The following is a 19,103-nucleotide window of genomic DNA, read 5'->3' on the forward strand; positions in this document are numbered from 1 at the left end:
TGGAACATTTTTTGTTATAATATCACTAGGAGTGTGACTAAAAATGCAAATAAATTATCCTAATGGCACAACACATTTTAATAATGATGCCAATAGAAATAAAAAGCAAGCCTCTCGTTTAGAACCGCCTAAAACTTTTGGGAAACGTGGGATGACTTTTGAAGAACATATCAATACTAGCAATGATTATTATGCACAACGGAAAATTGCTATTATTCATAAAAAACCTACCCCCATCCAGATCGTAAAAGTTGATTATCCTCATCGAAGTGCGGCTACTATTACAGAAGCCTATTTCCGTCAAGCTTCTACAACTGATTATAATGGTGTGTACCAAGGTTATTATCTTGATTTTGAAGCGAAAGAAACTAAAAACAAACAATCTTTTCCTTTAAATAACTTTCATACTCACCAACTAGAACACTTACAGGCTTGCCATGAACAACATGGCATCTCCTTCGTTTTACTATGGTTCTCTAGTTTACAACGATGTTTTTTTCTTCCATTACCAGCCTTAGCATTGTACTGGCAAGCTCAAAAAGATGGAAAAAAATCAATCCCTTTAAAAGATATCGAACAAAAAGGAATTGAAATAACATTAGGGGTTCATCCGAGAATACCTTATATTGAAGCTGTAAAAGAATATATCACAAAGGGGATGAAAAATTAATGACTAGTCGCTCACAACACAGTCGTTCACAAAAAAGTAAATTTCATAAAAAGAAACTCCTAAAAACAATTTTATTAAGTATTTTAGGAGTCGTCTGTTTTATTGGTCTGATTGCCAGTGGCATTGTCTTTAAAACCGTCAAAGATTCACCACCATTAGATTTCGCTAGATTGGAAGACTCTTTATCTTCCCGAGTTTTTGATCAGGATGGGAAGCTCATTTATGAATTAGGAGAACAGAAAAGAGAAACGGTTTCCGTCAAAGAAGTTCCAAAGAAATTAAAACAAGCCATTATTTCTATTGAAGACAAGCGCTTTGAAAAACATGGTGGTGTAGACCCTATCCGGATCACTGGTGCTGCTCTTTCTAACTTAAAAGGAAATAGCCGTCAAGGCGGGAGTACATTAACCCAACAGCTTATTAAACTATCTTTTTTCTCGACAGGTGTTGAAGATCAAACCTATAAGAGAAAAATCCAAGAAGCTTGGCTGTCCTTAAAGCTAGAAAAAGAAAAATCCAAAGATGAAATTTTAAACTACTATATCAATAAAGTCTACATGGCGAATCGTTTCTATGGAATGGAAACGGCCGCTAAAGGTTATTACGGAAAACCCTTAAAAGAACTTGACTTACCCAAACTAGCTCTATTAGCGGGTTTACCTCAAGCACCAAATGTTTATGATCCTATTCTTCATCCTAAAGAAGCCAAAGTACGTCGTGATATGGTGCTGAAAGAAATGTATAAAGATGAAGCAATCAGTAAAAAAGAATATACTGAGGCAATCAATCAGCCTATCGATCAAGATTTAATAAAAGAACAAGAAGTATCTGAAGATACGCGTATTATAGATAACTATGTAAAAGAAGTAATCAATGAAATACAAACTAAAACAAAACGAAATGTTTATAGTGATGGATTAGATATTTATACAAACCTAGATCTCGATGTTCAAAACAAATTATATGAATTAGTCAATAACAATGATACTATCGAATTTCCAGATGATGAATTCCAAACAGCAGTAACTATTATGAATCCTGAAAATGGCCAAGTAACTGCTCAACTTGGAGGACGTAAAGTTGGTGAAGACGTTCAAATGGGTCGAAACTTAGCAGTGACAGCTGAACGTGACTTTGGTTCAACTGTTAAACCATTAACAGACTATGCACCTGCCATTGAGTACCTAAATTATTCAACTGGCTCTTACTTATACGACGGACCTTACATTTACCCAGGATCAGATATTGCTGTTGGAAATTATGATGGCCAATTTTTAGGGAATATTACTATGCGACAAGCTTTAATTGATTCGCGTAATGTGCCTGCTATCAAATTATTAGAAGAAGTTGGCCCTGATAAAGGTGAAAAATTCTTAGAAAATTTAGGGATTACTTATGACGAATTTACTTTGGCAAATGCCATCAAAGGTGACCCTTCTTCATTACAAATGGCAAGTGCTTATTCTAGCTTAGCAAACGGTGGGACTTATTATAAACCGAATTACGTTAAGAAAATCGTCACACCAGATGGAAAAGAAACGGAATTTAAACCTAACGGCAAACGGGCTATGAAAGAATCAACAGCTTACTTAGTGACAGATATGTTAAAAGATGTTTTAAAAGAAGGTGGAACAGGTCGCCGTGCTGAAATTGCTGACCTACCACATGCTGGTAAAACAGGAACATCTAACTATCCAGAAGAAATCTGGGACAATGTAAAAGGTGATCCCGAAACAGGTGTGCCAGATATCAGCTTTGTCGGCTATACAAGAGAAAATACCATCTCTATCTGGACAGGTTATACGGATTACTACGTTCCTATCAAAACAGATGACCAAAAAATTGCGATGGAAATATATACCGAGATGATGACTTATTTAACTAAAGATAAAGACATCAAAGATTGGGAAATGCCCGAAAATGTTTATAAAGTCGGAAAAGAACTTTACGTAAGACCTGAAGAGAAGAAAACGACAACTAATAGTTCTGAATCTCCTAAACCGGTGTATATCCCACCAGTAAAATCTTCTGAAAAACCTGAGCCAATCATTACAACACCAAGTTCTTCAAAAGACGATACGCCTGAACCTGTCAAACCTCCAGTTCAAACTATAACACCGGAAAGTTCTAGTACGATACGACCTACTGAACCTTCAAGTGAGCCAGAAAAAGAACCGGAACCACAAAAAGAGCCAGAAAAAGAACCGGAAAAAACAGAAGAGTCGGTAGCACCACCTTCAGATGAAAAAACCGAAGAATCTACCACTCCTCCCGTAACTGAAAAACCAGAAGAGTCGGCTACTCCTCCAGTAACTGAAAAACCAGAAGAGTCGGCTACTCCTCCGGTAACTGAAAAACCAGAAGAGTCGGCTACTCCTCCCGCAACTGAAAAACCAGAAGAGTCGGCTACTCCTCCAGTAACTGAAAAACCAGAAGAGCCAGCTACTCCTCCTGTAACTGAAAAGCCAGAAGAACCAGCTACACCTCCGGCAACTGCTGATGCTCCAGACACAAATGACGAAACGAAATAGTAGCAAAAAAGCTAGATGCCAATTGGCATCTAGCTTTTTTGTTTAATTCCCAAACGGTTCTTCCCGTCTTGACATAACAATAAGACTGGACAAGTTTCACACTTAGGTTGTCTCGCTGTACAATGGTAGCGACCAAAAAAAATCATGCGATGATGCGTAGATACCCACATTTCTTCTGGGATCTTTCTCATCAGGGTCTTTTCTATTTCTAAAACACTTGCTTTTTGAGCAACAATTCGTAAACGTTTTGAAACTCGCTCTACATGAGTATCAACTGCAATTGCAGGTACGCCAAAGGCATCTCCTAAAACAACATTGGCAGTTTTACGTCCAACACCAGGTAATTCCATTAACTCTTCTCGTGTACGTGGAACTTCTCCATTAAATTTTTCAAGTAATAACTCACAGCAAGCTTTAATATTTCTAGCCTTATTTCGATAAAGACCAATCGTCTTGATCATAGCCATAATATCATCTAACGGAGCAGCTACGAAAGCTTCTGGTGTCGGATATTTTTCAAATAATTTAGGTGTCACTTTGTTAACAGAAACATCGGTTGCTTGAGCGCTTAAAGCAACCGCAATAACCAACTCAAAGGGATTTCGATGAATGAGTTCACATTCAGCTTCTGGAAACATCTCGGCCATAATATTAATAATATCTAAGGTTTTTTCTTTTGAAATCAATTTATTTCCCCTCACTTATCTCATACGGTACTATTTTTAAGTTTGACTGAGCCAATTGTCCATTGGAATAATGGGTAATTCATCTTGAGATTCTTGATAAATTGGTTGCTCATTTTTGCCTAGAGCTTTTTTCCTTTTTTGTTGTTCAGAAATAATTTGTTCTTTGCTTCTTAAATTTTTCCGCTCCCAATTCAGTAGGATACGATCAATATACTTTAAACTGTAGGCTTGATTTAATACGGCTTCCCGTAAAGCTAACTGAATAATCTCTAATTTATATTGATCCTCATGAATCCACAAACCAATTGTTTCTAATTCCATTGGGGATAAAGGTCTGCCAAATTCACTTTCAAATAATTGAAATAGTTCTCGTTGTTGTTCTTGTTCATTTTTTACAGATACTTGATGTGCTTTACTAGTTTCTAGTTGCGATAGACGTCCATAAACTAGTGTTAAATCATAAGAATCACTCGTTTGACCTTGTTCATTTTGAGTGGTTACCATCGCTATAATATTTTTATTTAATAGTGATTCCACTAAATGAAAGATTATTTCAGCTGATTCACCCATTTGTTCTGCTATTTTTAGAAGGTCTGGAAAGGGCACTCCTTGTTGCTGATGTTGCATTAGTTTCATGTATAAAATAAATTCTTGATGACTCATTCCTAAATCATGATAGTGATTCAATAGTAAATTAGAAATTGTCGTATTGCCTGCTTGTAAATATCTAGTTAATTCTAACATCTTTGTCACACTCTCTTTCTGCTTATTCATTATATCAACTTTCTGGCTAAAGTAAAACAGACCATCATCAGATGATCTGTTTTACTTTAGTCAATGGACTATTATGATATGTTAAGCATATCTTCTCTCATCACTTTTTTTTCTAAAATAACTAATTATCAAACGTAAAGCAATAGTAATTAGCATCATCAGTACAAAGAAAGGTAAGGTATTTGCTGTTAAGAATCCAATAAATAAAATAGAATGGAATAACATCGCAGCCACATAGATACCAATAGTCGTTGTGATAATTAAAAACAGTCTTAACGGATTAAGAGGTAGACACGTCTTGATGACAGCTAATAAACTAACACCTATCAATAAATAATACATTAGGGTAGTTGTTTCAATTTCGGACAAGCCCACTTGACCAGAAAAAATATAAACGGCAATGATATTCATTAATACTAGTATTGCGTTAGGCAAAGCGTTTCTTAAAACCGTTGGTAGAAACTTAGTTCTAACTTTTCGTTTATCTCCTTCAAATGATAAAAAGAAAGCTGGGTAACCCTCAATAGCTAAATCAATCAAGGTAATTTGAATTGGAACAAAAGGAAACGCCAATGTCGTCACCGCACAAAGAATAGACAAGAAGAATGAATAGATTGTCTTAATGAAGAAGACACTTGCTACTTTTGTAACGTTATTAACGACTCTCCGGCCTTCAAACAAGACATCTGGTAGGCTAGTGAAATCCGAATCTAATAAGACTAGATTAGCAATTTGGCGCGTAGCACTATCTCCTTCTGCCATGGCGATACTACAGTCAGCTTCTCGTAAGGCAAGGACGTCATTGACCCCATCACCAGTCATTGCTACAACATGATCTTGCGCTTGTAACTCATTGACTAACAATTGTTTTTGTTGTGGCGAGACACGTCCAAATACCGTATACTGGTTTACTGCCTCTCGAACAGATTCTTCTGTTTGAAATTCTGATAAATCGACATATGACTCATAGCCTTCAAGACCTGCACGACGAGCAATGTTGGAAACAGTTATTGGATTATCACCTGAAATAACTTTGATATTAACACCTTCAGATTTCAAGTAAGCTAAAGTTTTATCAGCATTTTGACGAATGGGATCATCGATTTCGAAAACTGCCAAGGGCACCATCTCTGGTAATTCATTGTCATTAATATGCCCATTGGGACTGATTGCTAGCATTAAGACTCGATACCCATGTTCTTGTGCGCGTTCAACTTGCTCTGGTAATTGCTCTTCACCAACTAATCTCTCAGGTGCTCCGAGTGCTACGGCTCCAATTCCTTTAAAGTTAATACCGCCCCACTTTCTTTCTGAAGAAAATGGAAAAATATCATCAGCTTGATAGCTATCATTTAACTCATAAGCATCTCTAATTGCTTGCATGGTAATATTATTATCAGTCGATGCTTTCAAGTAACTTCCAATAATTTTATCAAACTCATCTTGATCTGTTTGATCCAAAATTGTTGTATGCTGTACTTTCATTTTACCTTCGGTAATCGTACCTGTTTTATCCAAGCACAACATATCAACATGAGCCAAGGTTTCAACTGAATACATATCTTGTACTAAAATTCGTTTTTTAGCTAATTTTGTCACTGCCGTTGCCAAAGCAATACTTATTAATAAGACTAGCCCTTTAGGTAACATCCCTAATAAAGCTGCTGCCGAGGCAACTACGGCGACCTTAGGATCACTTTGTCTTATAAATAAAGCTTCAACCAATAAGATCAAACCTAAAGGTACGATGACATAACTTGTAAATTTTGATACTTTACGAATTGACGTAACTAATTCAGATTGTATTGGCTTGTGAACTTTGGCCTCATTAGCAATCTTAGTTGCATAATTATCTTTACCAACATGTATTACCTTAGCTAAACATTGACCACTTGATAAAAAGCTACCTGATAGCAATTGGTCATCTTTTTCTTTGACGATTAAATCAGACTCCCCTGTCAACAGTGATTCGTTGACCTCAGCACGTCCTGCAATCACTTCCATATCTGATTGAACTTGTTCACCGGCTACTAAAATAACAGTATCGTCCATGACTAAATCAGTCGCATCTATCTTTATTTCTTGACTGTCTCGAATTACTACAGCTTGTTCCTTAGAGATAATTGACAATTTTGCCACCATATTTCTAGCATGTATCTCTTGGTAGATACCAATCATAATATTAACTGCTATGATCGCCAGATAGGCCATATTACTAAAAGCACCTACTGCAGCCAAACAAATCCCGATTACTAAGTTAAGCAAATTAAATAGCGTCCAAATATTATCCTTAAAAATTTCACCATTTGTTTTGGCTACATTTTCTTCATAGTTATTTTGTTGTCCCGCTTCTTGCCGCACTTTAACATCTTGGCTACTCAAACCACTATGTTCTTTCAAATAATTCTCCATTCCCTCTTAGTCCCTCTTCTCTCAAATTTAATCATCAATCCATGGTAGATGACTTAGTTTATCCATTAACCCCATATTAGATCTTACTAGCTCGGCATAAAAGAAATTGCCTCCATTTTCATAAAGGTGTCCTCTATTATATTTAAAAGCTCGTAAAGATAAATAACGATATGTTTTTTCTGTAGTATTCCCTAACATTGGCGCTAAGACTTCCTTAGAATACTTTTCCGCCAACTCGACAGAATGTTTGCCACCATGTTGTTTTACATAAGGAATGTAGTTACTACCAAAATTATAAGCTTGTACGCCAGTCCAAATATCTACCTCTTGTCGCTCGGCCTCTGTCAAAACTTCTGTTAAGTGTATCACACCTGTTTTAATACTTTCTTCGGAGTTAGTAATTTGATCTGTTTCGCCATACTTACTCTCACTACTTTGCATCAAGTCAATATGATCCCCTTTTGTTTCAGTTAAAATAATCGACAGGACTAAATCTTCATAATCAGCTACACCTAACTCTTGTGTCACTTGGTGAACTGTTGGACGCCAAGCATTCACCTCATCTACCTGACTTTTAACGCGATATAGTAAAATACCTATTATTAAAATAACAGCTAGAACTAATATTACTACTATTTTTTTTAAGACACCACGCTTCTTTTTTTTCATTTAATCAACTCTACCCTTTCCTTAACACCCATGACGAAATTAAAGGGCTACTATCTATTTTTATATAACCTATCTTCAAAATTCTATCATACTATAGAACGAAAAAAAACAACAGACTAGACTATTTTCTTAAAAAAAACTATAGAATAATTACGCATCAAATAGATAATCTTTAGTGACTAAAGATTATTCTCTCCACTGAGTTTACTATTTATCCTAACTTTTTAATTTATCACTAAATCCAAGTTGACATTTAACCAGCCAAATGCTATTTTTAACTGGTTGTTTATTTTTAATTTAAGGGAGAATATTATGTCACAACAAGAAATTACAGTAAAACATAAACTAATTGATCCGTCAGCAATCGGACTATTTGGTTTAGCAATGGTTACACTTGTCGCTTCATCACAAAAATTAGAATGGACCGAAGGAGTTGGCGGCGTTATTCCTTGGGCAATCTTTTTAGGTGGTATCTTACAAATTGTTGCCGCAGTTTATGATGCAAAAGAAAATAATGTCTTTGGTGCAACAGCATTCTTCGGCTATGGTTTCTTTTGGTTAGGGACAGCCACTGCCTGGTTAGTTCAAAATGGTGTCTTTGGCAAAGCGCTACAAGCAACTTATGATCCAAAACAGCTTGGATTCGCCTTTATTGGGTATTTAATTTTTACAATTTTCATGACAATTGGTGCCATGGAAACACACAAGGTATTATTCATTATTTTTGTTTTAATCGATTTCTTATTTATTGGACTAGCTTTATCAACTTTAGGTGTAGCTGTAGATTTCTTCCACATGCTAGCAGCTATTTCCGAATTATTAATTTCATTATTCTCATTTTATGGAAGTGCAGCAGCAGTATTGAACAAACACTTCGGTCGTACGTTCTTACCTGTCGGTAAGCCTTTTGGGATTTTTAAATAAGAATAACAAAACGCCATAGAGACTGGTACTACTATAACGATACTAAAGAATGACGAAAAAATAACCCATTAAATTTTTTTATTAAAAACAGTTATTTTTACAAAAAAACCAAAAGCACGCATCCTGTTAAATAGGGATGCGTGCTTTTACTTTCAACTGTACCAATTTAAATTCACAAATAAGGATTTGATTAGCTTTTAAGAATCGAACACTTATCACAAACTGAGACCCTATCTAACTAAATTTCAATTAACTATTTGCTCTTTTTATAACTGCTCACTAAAAAAACTGTTGCCATTAAAAGAAAGACGCTTAATAAACCAATATTTCTATCAATAATATATTGAATAACCCCGATTACTACACTACTTATACCAATTAAAAAATCAATTTTCTTTTCCATCCTACCAACCCTTTCGATAGTTAAAATTTAAATCTAAATTATTTTTTAGTCAAATGAATATTCACTACGTATTAAAAAATAGACGATGATAGTAACAAATAAAAAACCTAAGTTGATAACTATACATTATTTTTAAGCGGCCGTTAAATAACTAAAGTATTCATTGGATTTGGTAAACTAACTCTTTTATTATCTTTTTGGAGCACCCTGTTTAATAACGTTACTTGCATACGCAACTATTGATTTTAACTCCTAATGATGATATATCTGTTTTCATGTTTATTAGAAGTTAATATTTTTGTAAACCCTAAAATAACAGCTTATTAATTATTATGCTGATGATATTTCCTGATTAAGTCAATTAGATCGTTTTCCAACTCTTTTTGTTGCTTACTGGTTAATTTTTTTACAGTCGCGTTATGATTTTTAACCGTCCCTATATGTATTTGACGATAACCATCATCACTGATACTTATAATTAGCGGTACAACCAATTGTGTATATGAGGTCTGCTTAACGACATAATTTTCTAGCTTTATTTTATCTTTTAGATCAAGCTGATGTGTCTCTACAAAAAAGCTTGCTCATGATTAGTAATCAGTATTTCTTTAAATATTGGAGATAATTCTTTGCACCAAGGACAATCATTAAACCCAAATAAATAGATACCTGCTTTATTTTTTACTAGTGATTCGATTACTAAAGATGAATTTTTTTTGATAAACGGGGGCTGACGAGTAGTTATTTCTAAAGTGGTAACGACAACCACCATTACTATCAATAAAAATAATAACTTGAAATAGTTAACGTTCCCATCCACCATGTCCATAACAACTATTTGCCTTTCCTCTTGCACTAGGATCTCCTGATGCAGTCGTTCCATCTTTACAAAGTCCTGTTATGCCACTTTCAGTATCTCGTTGAGTAATAGTCGCTTCGGGTTGTCTGACTTCGGCTTCCTCGGCTTCACGTTGTTTGGCTTCTGCTTCTTCAGCTTCACGTTGTTCGGCTTCTGCTTCCTCGGCTTCACGTTGTTTGGCTTCTGCTTCCTCAGCTTCACGTTGTTTGGCTTCTGTTTCTTCAGCTTCACGTTGTTTGGCTTCTGCTTCCTCGGCTTCACGTTGTTTGGCTTCTGCTTCCTCAGCTTCACGTTGTTTAGCTTCTGCTTCCTCGGCTTCACGTTGTTTGGCTTCTGCTTCCTCGGCTTCACGTTGTTTGGCTTCTGCTTCCTCAACTTCACGTTGTTTGGCTGCTGCTTCCTCGGCTTCACGTTGTTTAGCTTCTGCTTCTTCAGCTTCACGTTGTTTGGCTTCTGCTTCCTTGGCTTCACGTTGTTTTGTTTTTTCTTTTTTTATTTCACGTTTTTCAATTTCTTTTTTTGACTCTTTTTTGTGGGTACTGTCAGTTTCTTCAATACTTTCTTTTGTTTTTTTTACCTCAGATATTGTAGCAGAATCCTGAGAAACATCTGTTTCAGAACTGCTTGAACAGCCAGATACCATTACCAATGATAAAAAAAGAGTAGTTACTAATAAATACTTTTTCATAAAATCTCCTCCAAACGTTTATTTATAAATAATACGCTTTATAACAAACTAATTCTATAAAAACCGATGTTTAAAGTGTTTTTTTGCATAAAAATAACCGTTTTTTACAAAAACGTCTTATTACAACTGCGTCTAAGTTAGCAGATTTTGAAAAAAATAATCGAATTCATAAAAAAGGATAAGGATTTTTGAAAATTGACGGTAAAAATCTGATAATAACCAGTTTAGCCCTTTATTTACTTATCTTTTTTTAAATAAAAAATACGGTTATTTGTCTCCGATAGTTTATCGAAAACAAATAACCGTATAGTAGATTTTTTTATTATCTCATGTTAAGGCATCACCCTCACAATAAATAATTTTTAATTCTTTTTAAAACTCCATCAAACGTAAAATATCATAACCTTCAATTTTAGCACGTCCATTTAAGTCCATTAACTCAATTAAGAATGCACAACCAACAACAATCCCACCTAATTTTTCAATTAATTCAATTGTCGCCTCAATTGTACCACCAGTCGCTAATAAATCATCACAGATCAAAACACGTTGTCCAGGTTTAATAGCATCTTTGTGTAACGTCAAAATATCAGAACCATACTCTAAACCATAATCTACTTCAATTGTCTCTCTTGGTAATTTTCCTTTTTTACGGGCAGGTGCAAAGCCAATACCTAGTTCATAAGCCACTGGACACCCAATAATAAAACCACGAGCTTCCGGTCCGACTACCATATCAACTTTTTTTTCTTTCGCATAATCCACGATTTGTTTTGTTGCTTCACGATAAGCATCTCCATCACCCATCAATGGAGAAATATCTCTAAATGTTACACCTTCAACTGGGTAGTTTGGAATACTTGCAATATAATCTTTTAAGTTCACTATTTTTCCTCCTGTAGCAATAGCCAATTTTTCAATTCATTAGCACTACTATATAATAAGAATTTTTCAGCAATGATTTTCTGTTCACGCTGTTGATACACAAGACTACTGTTTAATTGTTTTTTTTCAGGTTCTTCAACCTTTGTCATAATACCGCTATCTATTGTAACAAATCCTAAGTCAAAAAACACTTGAATCATAAAAATAAGTAAAGTTTCGTCTATTTTTAAAAACTTTGCTACGTCTTTTAACTTATAACGCACATCAACTTGTTCAAACTCTGCTATAAACTTGAATAACTTGCCAAATTGTTCTCTACTTGGCATACCATTAAGATAACATTGTTCGTTAGACTCAGCGTATAAATATAATCTAGGAACTTTAATTTTATCTAAAACTGTCTTTAAATCGCTGACTATTATCGGGCAATCCACAATAACTGCTTGTTCCCAATTTTTAGTTAATAATTCCGATTCCGTTACACTATTTCCAGTTAACACAATTGTACTCGAAGGTACTAATTGGTATCTCTTGACATACTTTTTATCAGAAATAATAAATAAAGTTTTATCTGCTTGATAATTTTGTATCTCCAGTTTTTTTCCTCTTAAATCAAACAATTGAAAACCTGCGATTTGATAGTCTTTTACTAAAAGTTGTGGTTTACGACGACCATTCCACTCATTAATGGCTAATTGGCCGACAACTTTTAGGTCATCCGATGTTGCTAATTCTTGATAATCGGCTCCCATACCAAAGGCAATACAATCTAAACTATCCTCGGTAGCTGACTCTTTCAATTGAAACTTCAAATGATTTTGATCCGCGCCAATTTGTTTAACCTCTTTTGCTGATACTTTGTCAAATAAGAAATATGGAGCAGGGTTGTCAGTTCCAAAGGGGGCTAGTAACTTCATTCCTTTAATTTGGTCTAACGTTACTTCTGATAAAGTCAAACTAGCTTCTATCATTAAATCAGGACCGCTAGAAAAATCGATGCCTTGCTCAGAAATATACTGATTTAAACCTTCTTGTAACTCCATCAGATGATCAGTCGGCAAAGACATGCCCGCTGCCATTTGATGACCTCCATAATTAATAAACAATTCACCAACAGAAGATAGTGCTTCATATAAATTAACCTGATCTACACTTCTAGCAGACCCCTTAGCCACTTGTTTAGTCCTATCTATTCCTAAGACTAAAGCCGGCCTTCCTGTTTCTTGAACAATTTTACTTGCAACAATCCCCAAGACACCTTCATGCCATCCTTCTTTAGCTAATACATAAATTTCTTGCTGAGGAAGTGATTGAATCATTTCTTGGGCTTCTTTGATAATTTTTTTGACAATTCCTTGACGTTCATTGTTCACGTTATTAATCTTAGTCGCCAATACTAAAGCGTCTTCCTCATCAAACGTACTTAACAAGTCGACACCTGGTGACGCATCGCCTAGACGTCCAATAGCATTTAAACGTGGGCCAATCCCAAATCCGATAGTTTCTTCGGTTAGAGTTTCTAAATCGAGATCTGCTTGTTCGCACAAGGCATGAAGCCCAATTCTTTCTGTCTGTTTTAATATTTTAAGACCTAACTGAACCAAGGTTCTATTTTCACCTGTCAATGACACTAAGTCTGCAATAGTCCCAATTGCTACCAAGTCCAACATATCATCAGGAACCGTCTCCAAGAGTGCTGTGGCTACTTTAAAAGCAACACCGACACCTGCCAAGTCACCAAAAGGATAATTTCCTTCTGGATGCCGCGGATGAACGATCGCATAAGCACTCGGTAGCTCTTCTGGGATTTCGTGGTGATCTGTGACAATCACATCAATTCCCACCTCTTTTGCAAAGGTCAAAGCCTCATGGCCGGCTACGCCGTTGTCAACTGTTATTAACAGTTCAACTCCTTCTTCTTGAAATAATCGCTCATACGTTGCCTTATTTGGTCCATACCCGTCTGTAAAGCGGTCAGGTAGGTAAAAAGATACTTCACCACCGAGCAATTCAATTGCTTCCTTTAGAACGGTTGTACTCGTGATACCATCTGCATCATAATCGCCATATATCAAAATTTTCTGTCCCTCAGCAACGGCTTCGTGGATTCTTTTCACGGCTTTTTCCATATCATGAATCAAAAATGGATCATGCAGTGCCTCAATAGTGGGTTCAAAAAAAGTTACTAACTCTTCTTCTGTTTGTAACTGGCGATTCCATAAGATTGGTGCTAAAAAACTTGGTAAGTCCTGCGACTCTAACCAAGGAACTAGCTGCTCTGAGCCAGGTTGAAGGTCACTAATCTTCCATGTATATATTGATTTTTTCAAGTCATCACTCCTAACTTCCTCATTATATCAAAAAAAATAATGCTTTACCTAACTTATTCACGGATACTTTTTTATTATTAGGTAAGAGTGAAAAATAAAAAGTACCCTAACACTATGACATGTTAAGGTACTTAAGCAAGGCTTAAGAGTCAACTAGTTGATCTGTCTTGACAGAAGAGGCTACTTCAATTACTGGGTTGCCATTGCTTCCATTTTCCAGTTCTTTGATCCGTTCCTCTTTTTCTACTAACTTTTCTTCTAAATCCGTTAATTTTTGTTTCATTTTTTTATCGTGTTTTTCAGTACTTGTTTCTAACTCCGTTTTCAAACGTTTAATTTCTTTACGTTGTTTTAAGTAACTCGAAAACCATGTTACAAAGACAATTAACGCGCCTAAGATTGTTGACCCTAAAATGATAAAAATTAAAGGGGCTTGGATATTAGTAAAACCAAAATTGACGATTACTCGATGAGTATTCACCACAGAAAAAATAACCACGATACAGACTAAAATAAAACTTGTAATAATTTTTCGATGATCTTTCATTTTATTTGCTCCTTTTATTTCGTATTAAATACATTCCCAGTTAAAAAATCCCCAATTTTAGGAAATAATATATAAGCTTTATTGGCAACTTCCATCGCTATTGGCGTGTTTATCTCACGTCTTTTTGTTTTAAATGAACGAACAATTTTTTTAGCTAACTTATCTGGTTCAATCGCTACTTTATCAATTGTATTCAAATAATTACCCGTCTCATCTGCTCGATCAAAGAAAGCTGTTTTTATTGGCCCAGGATTAACTGTCATAACCGTAATACCTAAGGGTTTTAATTCTAGGCGTAAGGCATTGGAAAAACTGATTACAGCCGCTTTTGTAGCGCTATAAACACTTGATTTCATCGTCGCTATTTTCCCCGCCTGAGAAGCAATCATCACAATTTGACCCGAACCAAACGGCGCCATCTCTAAAGCTACTTTTTGGGTTAGATGCATCAGACCTAGCACGTTCACTTCAAACATTTCCCTTGCAACAGTTAAATCAAACGCCAAAAAGTCGCGGAATAAACCAAAGCCAGCACAATTAACTAGAATATCGATATTACTGATTTTATTACGTATATCTGCTAACATCTGATCAACCTGCTGAGGATCTATCAAATCAAGCTCATAATAAAAAGCCGGTTGACCTGATAATTGCTGACACTTTCTAGCGATAGTAATAAGCTTCTCTTTACGACGTGCACACAAAATTACAATGGCTTGTTGGCGGGCTGCTTCATAAGCAATTTGTTCACCCAAACCACTAGAAGCTCCCGTTACTAACACTACTTGTCCTAGTAAGCGTCCACTCTTATCCCTAACTGTCTTCATGTTTTTTGCCTGTAAATGGGATATCAATCACATCAAAATCTTTAACTATTTTAGTATTTGAAAAAATAGCTTGCGCTTCTTTCTCCAACTCATATGCTGCTTTTCCGATATAGCGCGCACTGATATGTGTTAGTAATAATTTTTTAGCTCCCGCTGCCATGGCAACTTCTGCAGCTTGACGAGTTGTTGAATGGTAATAAGCTTTAGCCAATTTAGCTTCATTTTGGTTAAAGGTACTTTCATGAACCAATAAATCAGCGTCTTTTGCAAGGATGATACTGTTGTCATGTTTACGCGTATCACCTAATATTGTCACAATACGCCCTTTTTGTGACTCACCAACAAAATCTTTCCCGTTTAGAATACGACCATCAGGTAACTCAACTTTTTTACCACTTTTTAACTTGCCATAAATAGGCCCAGATGGTACCTTTTCAGCTATTAATTTTTCGACTAAAAGCTCTCCTTCATGATCGGCTTCCTCTACTCGGTAGCCAAAACAAGCAATCCGATGATCTAAAGGTAAGCAGCTCACTTTAAACTGATGATCTTTAAAAATAACTCCTGTTTCATCGATTTCATTAAAAATTAGAGGATACTTGATATGAGATTCTGAAACTTTTAAACTTGTTTCAACAAAAGCCTTAATTCCTTTTGGTCCAATGATTGTTAACGGACTGTCACCACCTTGAAATGATCGACTACTCAATAAACCTGGTAAACCAAAAATATGATCCCCGTGTAAATGTGTGATAAAGATCTTTTCAATTTTTCTTGGGCGAATATGGGTTCTTAATATTTGTTGCTGTGTCCCCTCACCGCAGTCAAATAACCATACAGAATTGCGTTCATCTAACAATTTTAGGGCAATACTTGTTACATTACGTTGTTTAGCAGGGACGCCTGCCCCTGTACCTAAAAATTCGATTTCCATAAAAACCTAACTTTCTTTTTTATTAACTAGCTTTGTTAGCTAGTTGTTGTCAGTCTCTTTTTCTTTTACTTCTTTTTCTAATTTTTGTGCTTCGGCTAATTCTTGCTCAACCTCTGCATAATCTAGACGGGTAATATGACCACCTAAATGATTAAAAATCAATTCATTTAAAGGACGATTGTCTTCCTCTTCAGCAATCAACAAGGCCCCTGTTTGACCTTCATCGATTTGTTTGGCAACAAATTCAAAAATACTCGTTGCCTCTTTTACTTCATTAACATCTTTAGCTCCGCCGATCATACTACCTGCAAACCAACCTAACATCATTCCTAAAGGTCCTCCTAATAGTCCCACAAACATTCCAATTGTACTGTCTTTAGCACTATGATTGTTACCAGTAAAATCAATAAAATCATTAATTTCAAACTGATGAGTCCCATCTTCTTTATGTGTGACTACTGCTAATTGTTCGCCTTTAATTTCTTTGGCTAGATGCATTTTTTTTATTTCTGAAAATGCTTGATAAGATTTACTTTCAATATCAAAGTTTACTACAATAATTTTTTTAGTCATATTATCCACTCCTTCGTCATATTACCTTCAACTACTCTTTTTATTGTAACAATAAAAAACAAAATACGAAACTAAAGGCTAAAAAAAACTTAAAAATTGTAAAAAGAGCTCGAAAACTTATTTATAAGTTTTCGAGCTCTTTTGCTTACCTTAATCAACAAATTCAAAGACAAATGAATCAATACGAACTAAATCACCATCAATGGCACCTTTAGCACGTAACTGTTCATCCACACCTAAGCCACGTAATTGTCTTGCAAAACGCATGACACTCTCATCATGGTCAAAGTTAGTCATCTTGAACAGTCTTTCTAAACCTGGTCCTTCTAAGACCCAAGTTGAGTCATCATCACGACTAATTTCAAACATCTTATCTTCAGGTTTAAATTCATAACGAACTGTTTCTTCTTCCATCTCTTCATCATATAAAGGAAACTCTGGTGTTGTTTCAACTAAATCGGCTGTGGCACTCATCAATGGTCCAAAACCGCTACGTGTCATACCAGAAATAGCAAACACTGGAATTTTATCAGCAAATTCGTCTTCTACATCTGCATATAATTTTTCTTTGAACTCTTTTAAATTCTCTTCAGCATCTGGCATATCCATCTTGTTAGCTACAATAATTTGTGGACGTTCCATCAAACGTAAGTTATGAGATTCTAACTCTTTATTAATAGCTAGGTAATCATCATATGGATCACGACCTTCCATCCCACTCATATCAATGACATGTAAGATAACACGAGTGCGCTCAATATGACGTAAAAACTGTGTACCTAAGCCCACACCTTGAGAAGCTCCTTCAATAAGTCCTGGTAAGTCAGCCATAACAAAACTACGACCATCTTCAGCTGCAATCATCCCCAAATTAGGAACAAGCGTTGTAAAATGATACGCACCAATCTTAGGTCGCGCTTGAGAGACGATTGATAAGATTGTTGACTTCCCAACTGATGGGAACCCTACTAACCCCACATCCGCTAACACTTTTAATTCTAACTCAATTTTTCTTTCAATACCTGGTTCACCATTTTCAGCAATTTCTGGTGCTGGGTTACGCGGTGAGGCAAAGCGGATATTTCCACGGCCTCCACGACCACCTTTAGCAACACACAATTCTTGACCGTGTGTTAATAAATCACCTAACAAGGCACCTGTTTCTTTATCTCTAACAGTGGTTCCTTGTGGAACCGGCACATATGTATCTTCAGCTCCACGACCATGCATTCCTTTACTCATCCCATTTTCACCTGGTGTTGAACGGAAAAAACGATTGAAACGGAAATCCATCAAGGTACGTAAGCCCTCATCTACTACTAAAATAATATCACCACCGCGACCACCATCACCACCAGCTGGTCCGCCATCAGGGACATACTTTTCTCTTCTAAAAGCAACCATTCCGTCGCCACCTTTACCGGCCTTAACGTCAATTGTTACTTGATCTAAAAACATGGACATTTTTTGTCCTCCTAATCTACATCTAATTCAAAAGCTCTTTTTCATTCTAAGGGTTATCCCCCTATTTGTCCAATAAATACTTTAATTTCCTTAAAAAAACTGAGTATTCCAGTTATAATGCTCTTCCTTGTAATTTTTTTATCTTTTAAACTTTAGTTTTGAGTGTATAAGCCATCCTAGCCAAGGTTTCAATAATATGAATAACAGGAACTTGCGTAGTAATATTTTGTAAAGATTTTTTTAGTTCAATTGGGACATAATAACTAATGGCAATATCCGATAACTTGGCTAAGGTTGAATCAGCACTCGTTGTTATACTCAACACGTTAAAGCCATTCTGTTTATATTGATTAGCTTGTTCCAATACCATACCTGTTTCTCCTGTAACTGATAATACTAAGACAATGGCTTTTTTACCAACTTTTTTAGGGACGGGATAAAATGGATCGCTAATATGGGTCGCATATAAATTAAAGTTAGAAAAATAACGGGCAGCATATTGTCCTAAAATCCCACTTCCTCCGACACCATAAATATAAATTTCACTTGCTTCCGCAATATAACGGGCTGATAATTCAATTTGCTCTTTGAATTTTGGTGTGTTAATCTTCTCAAAAAAAGTCAACATCAACGCCGTATCATCGGGAACAGCTTCATCGTTTTCGTTTTCTATTAAAAGATGCAGTCTTACTTTAAACTCAGCATAACCAGCACAATCCATTTTATGACAAAAATTCAAAATAGTTGTAGTAGAGACATGTACCTCTTCTGCGAGTGTCCGAATCTTCATCGTAGTAACACGTTCTTTATTTTTTAAAACGTAATGATACACCCCTAATTCCAAATCGTTTAACCTTTGTACTTGTTCATAACTAAACATCATTTACCTCCTTAAAGTCATCAAATTTAAATAAGTACGTCAATTGA

18 protein-coding genes are annotated in these 19,103 nt (G+C 35.7%); 3 read left to right on the top strand and 15 right to left on the bottom strand.

Annotated features, from left to right (window positions below):
• The first annotated feature begins 43 nt into the window (after positions 1-43).
• Together recU and OL234_RS06515 are read left to right on the top strand one after the other, a co-directional pair.
• The gene (recU, locus tag OL234_RS06510) at positions 44-670 is read left to right on the top strand and encodes a Holliday junction resolvase RecU (RefSeq protein WP_275468437.1); all 627 of its coding nucleotides are present in this window, start codon (positions 44-46) and stop codon (positions 668-670) included.
• Positions 670-3,201 carry a PBP1A family penicillin-binding protein gene (locus OL234_RS06515; RefSeq protein ID WP_275468438.1) on the top strand — a complete coding sequence of 844 codons (2,532 nt, stop codon included), beginning with the start codon at positions 670-672 and terminating at the stop codon, positions 3,199-3,201. Before recU ends, OL234_RS06515 begins: the two co-directional genes overlap by 1 nt.
• Positions 3,202-3,230: 29 nt before the next feature.
• On the opposite strand, the gene nth is transcribed toward OL234_RS06515, so the two are convergent.
• From nth to OL234_RS06535, 4 genes are all read right to left on the bottom strand, one after another.
• Positions 3,231-3,887, bottom strand: a complete 657-nt coding sequence (gene nth, locus OL234_RS06520) for an endonuclease III (protein WP_275468439.1) — start codon at positions 3,885-3,887, stop codon at positions 3,231-3,233.
• Positions 3,888-3,923: 36 nt separating this feature from the next.
• A complete protein-coding gene (locus tag OL234_RS06525) occupies positions 3,924-4,631 on the bottom strand; it encodes a DnaD domain-containing protein (protein WP_275470122.1) in 708 nt (235 codons plus the stop codon).
• Positions 4,632-4,742: 111 nt separating this feature from the next.
• Complete coding sequence (locus tag OL234_RS06530) at positions 4,743-7,073, bottom strand: cation-translocating P-type ATPase (RefSeq protein ID WP_275468440.1); 2,331 nt, start codon at positions 7,071-7,073, stop codon at positions 4,743-4,745.
• A gap of 27 nt (positions 7,074-7,100) precedes the next feature.
• On the bottom strand, positions 7,101-7,742 hold the full coding sequence (locus OL234_RS06535) for a lysozyme family protein (RefSeq protein ID WP_275468441.1): 642 nt from the start codon (positions 7,740-7,742) through the stop codon (positions 7,101-7,103).
• Between the two features lie 312 nt (positions 7,743-8,054).
• Here OL234_RS06535 and OL234_RS06540 point away from each other — a divergent pair, with 312 nt between their 5' ends.
• Positions 8,055-8,666, top strand: coding sequence for an acetate uptake transporter (locus tag OL234_RS06540; protein WP_275468442.1), 612 nt, complete (start codon positions 8,055-8,057; stop codon positions 8,664-8,666).
• Positions 8,667-8,919: 253 nt separating this feature from the next.
• Here the strand turns inward: OL234_RS06540 and OL234_RS06545 are convergent, their stop codons facing one another.
• The 11 genes from OL234_RS06545 to OL234_RS06595 all read right to left on the bottom strand — a co-directional run bounded on the left by OL234_RS06545 (position 8,920) and on the right by OL234_RS06595 (position 19,056).
• Entirely contained in the window at positions 8,920-9,069 is a 150-nt protein-coding gene (locus OL234_RS06545) for a hypothetical protein (protein ID WP_275468443.1), read from the bottom strand.
• A 568-nt stretch (positions 9,070-9,637) separates the two neighbouring features.
• Positions 9,638-9,850 (bottom strand): hypothetical protein, encoded by a 213-nt coding sequence (locus tag OL234_RS06550; RefSeq protein WP_275468444.1) that lies wholly within the window; start codon positions 9,848-9,850, stop codon positions 9,638-9,640.
• Between the two features lie 22 nt (positions 9,851-9,872).
• A complete protein-coding gene (locus tag OL234_RS06555) occupies positions 9,873-10,616 on the bottom strand; it encodes a hypothetical protein (RefSeq protein WP_275468445.1) in 744 nt (247 codons plus the stop codon).
• A gap of 372 nt (positions 10,617-10,988) precedes the next feature.
• Entirely contained in the window at positions 10,989-11,501 is a 513-nt protein-coding gene (locus OL234_RS06560) for an adenine phosphoribosyltransferase (protein WP_275468446.1), read from the bottom strand.
• Entirely contained in the window at positions 11,501-13,831 is a 2,331-nt protein-coding gene (gene recJ / locus OL234_RS06565) for a single-stranded-DNA-specific exonuclease RecJ (RefSeq protein ID WP_275468447.1), read from the bottom strand. Before recJ ends, OL234_RS06560 begins: the two co-directional genes overlap by 1 nt.
• Positions 13,832-13,973: 142 nt before the next feature.
• Positions 13,974-14,378 (bottom strand): LapA family protein, encoded by a 405-nt coding sequence (locus tag OL234_RS06570; protein WP_275468448.1) that lies wholly within the window; start codon positions 14,376-14,378, stop codon positions 13,974-13,976.
• 14 nt (positions 14,379-14,392) lie between these two features.
• Positions 14,393-15,205 carry an SDR family NAD(P)-dependent oxidoreductase gene (locus OL234_RS06575; RefSeq protein WP_275468449.1) on the bottom strand — a complete coding sequence of 271 codons (813 nt, stop codon included), beginning with the start codon at positions 15,203-15,205 and terminating at the stop codon, positions 14,393-14,395.
• A complete protein-coding gene (gene rnz / locus OL234_RS06580; protein ID WP_275468450.1) occupies positions 15,192-16,139 on the bottom strand; it encodes a ribonuclease Z in 948 nt (315 codons plus the stop codon). Before rnz ends, OL234_RS06575 begins: the two co-directional genes overlap by 14 nt.
• A gap of 39 nt (positions 16,140-16,178) precedes the next feature.
• Positions 16,179-16,712, bottom strand: a complete 534-nt coding sequence (locus tag OL234_RS06585; RefSeq protein ID WP_275468451.1) for a DUF1269 domain-containing protein — start codon at positions 16,710-16,712, stop codon at positions 16,179-16,181.
• A gap of 150 nt (positions 16,713-16,862) precedes the next feature.
• Entirely contained in the window at positions 16,863-18,176 is a 1,314-nt protein-coding gene (obgE, locus tag OL234_RS06590; protein WP_275468452.1) for a GTPase ObgE, read from the bottom strand.
• 145 nt (positions 18,177-18,321) lie between these two features.
• Positions 18,322-19,056, bottom strand: coding sequence for a MurR/RpiR family transcriptional regulator (locus OL234_RS06595; protein ID WP_275468453.1), 735 nt, complete (start codon positions 19,054-19,056; stop codon positions 18,322-18,324).
• Positions 19,057-19,103: the final 47 nt, after the last annotated feature.

Origin of the sequence: Vagococcus intermedius, assembly GCF_029144185.1 — a bacterium.
In the GTDB taxonomy this organism is placed as follows: Bacteria; Bacillota; Bacilli; order Lactobacillales; family Vagococcaceae; genus Vagococcus_D; species Vagococcus_D intermedius.

What these genes read in the sequence shown, in the direction of transcription:
- recU (WP_275468437.1), top strand. Translation starts at nt 44, where the DNA reads ATGCAAATAAATTATCCTAATGGCACAACACATTTTAATAATGATGCC.
- OL234_RS06515 (WP_275468438.1), top strand. Translation starts at nt 670, where the DNA reads ATGACTAGTCGCTCACAACACAGTCGTTCACAAAAAAGTAAATTTCAT.
- OL234_RS06525 (WP_275470122.1), bottom strand. Translation starts at nt 4,631, where the DNA reads ATGTTAGAATTAACTAGATATTTACAAGCAGGCAATACGACAATTTCT.
- OL234_RS06530 (WP_275468440.1), bottom strand. Translation starts at nt 7,073, where the DNA reads ATGGAGAATTATTTGAAAGAACATAGTGGTTTGAGTAGCCAAGATGTT.
- OL234_RS06535 (WP_275468441.1), bottom strand. Translation starts at nt 7,742, where the DNA reads ATGAAAAAAAAGAAGCGTGGTGTCTTAAAAAAAATAGTAGTAATATTA.
- OL234_RS06540 (WP_275468442.1), top strand. Translation starts at nt 8,055, where the DNA reads ATGTCACAACAAGAAATTACAGTAAAACATAAACTAATTGATCCGTCA.
- OL234_RS06545 (WP_275468443.1), bottom strand. Translation starts at nt 9,069, where the DNA reads ATGGAAAAGAAAATTGATTTTTTAATTGGTATAAGTAGTGTAGTAATC.
- OL234_RS06555 (WP_275468445.1), bottom strand. Translation starts at nt 10,616, where the DNA reads ATGAAAAAGTATTTATTAGTAACTACTCTTTTTTTATCATTGGTAATG.
- OL234_RS06570 (WP_275468448.1), bottom strand. Translation starts at nt 14,378, where the DNA reads ATGAAAGATCATCGAAAAATTATTACAAGTTTTATTTTAGTCTGTATC.
- OL234_RS06575 (WP_275468449.1), bottom strand. Translation starts at nt 15,205, where the DNA reads ATGAAGACAGTTAGGGATAAGAGTGGACGCTTACTAGGACAAGTAGTG.
- rnz (WP_275468450.1), bottom strand. Translation starts at nt 16,139, where the DNA reads ATGGAAATCGAATTTTTAGGTACAGGGGCAGGCGTCCCTGCTAAACAA.
- OL234_RS06585 (WP_275468451.1), bottom strand. Translation starts at nt 16,712, where the DNA reads ATGACTAAAAAAATTATTGTAGTAAACTTTGATATTGAAAGTAAATCT.
- obgE (WP_275468452.1), bottom strand. Translation starts at nt 18,176, where the DNA reads ATGTCCATGTTTTTAGATCAAGTAACAATTGACGTTAAGGCCGGTAAA.
- OL234_RS06595 (WP_275468453.1), bottom strand. Translation starts at nt 19,056, where the DNA reads ATGTTTAGTTATGAACAAGTACAAAGGTTAAACGATTTGGAATTAGGG.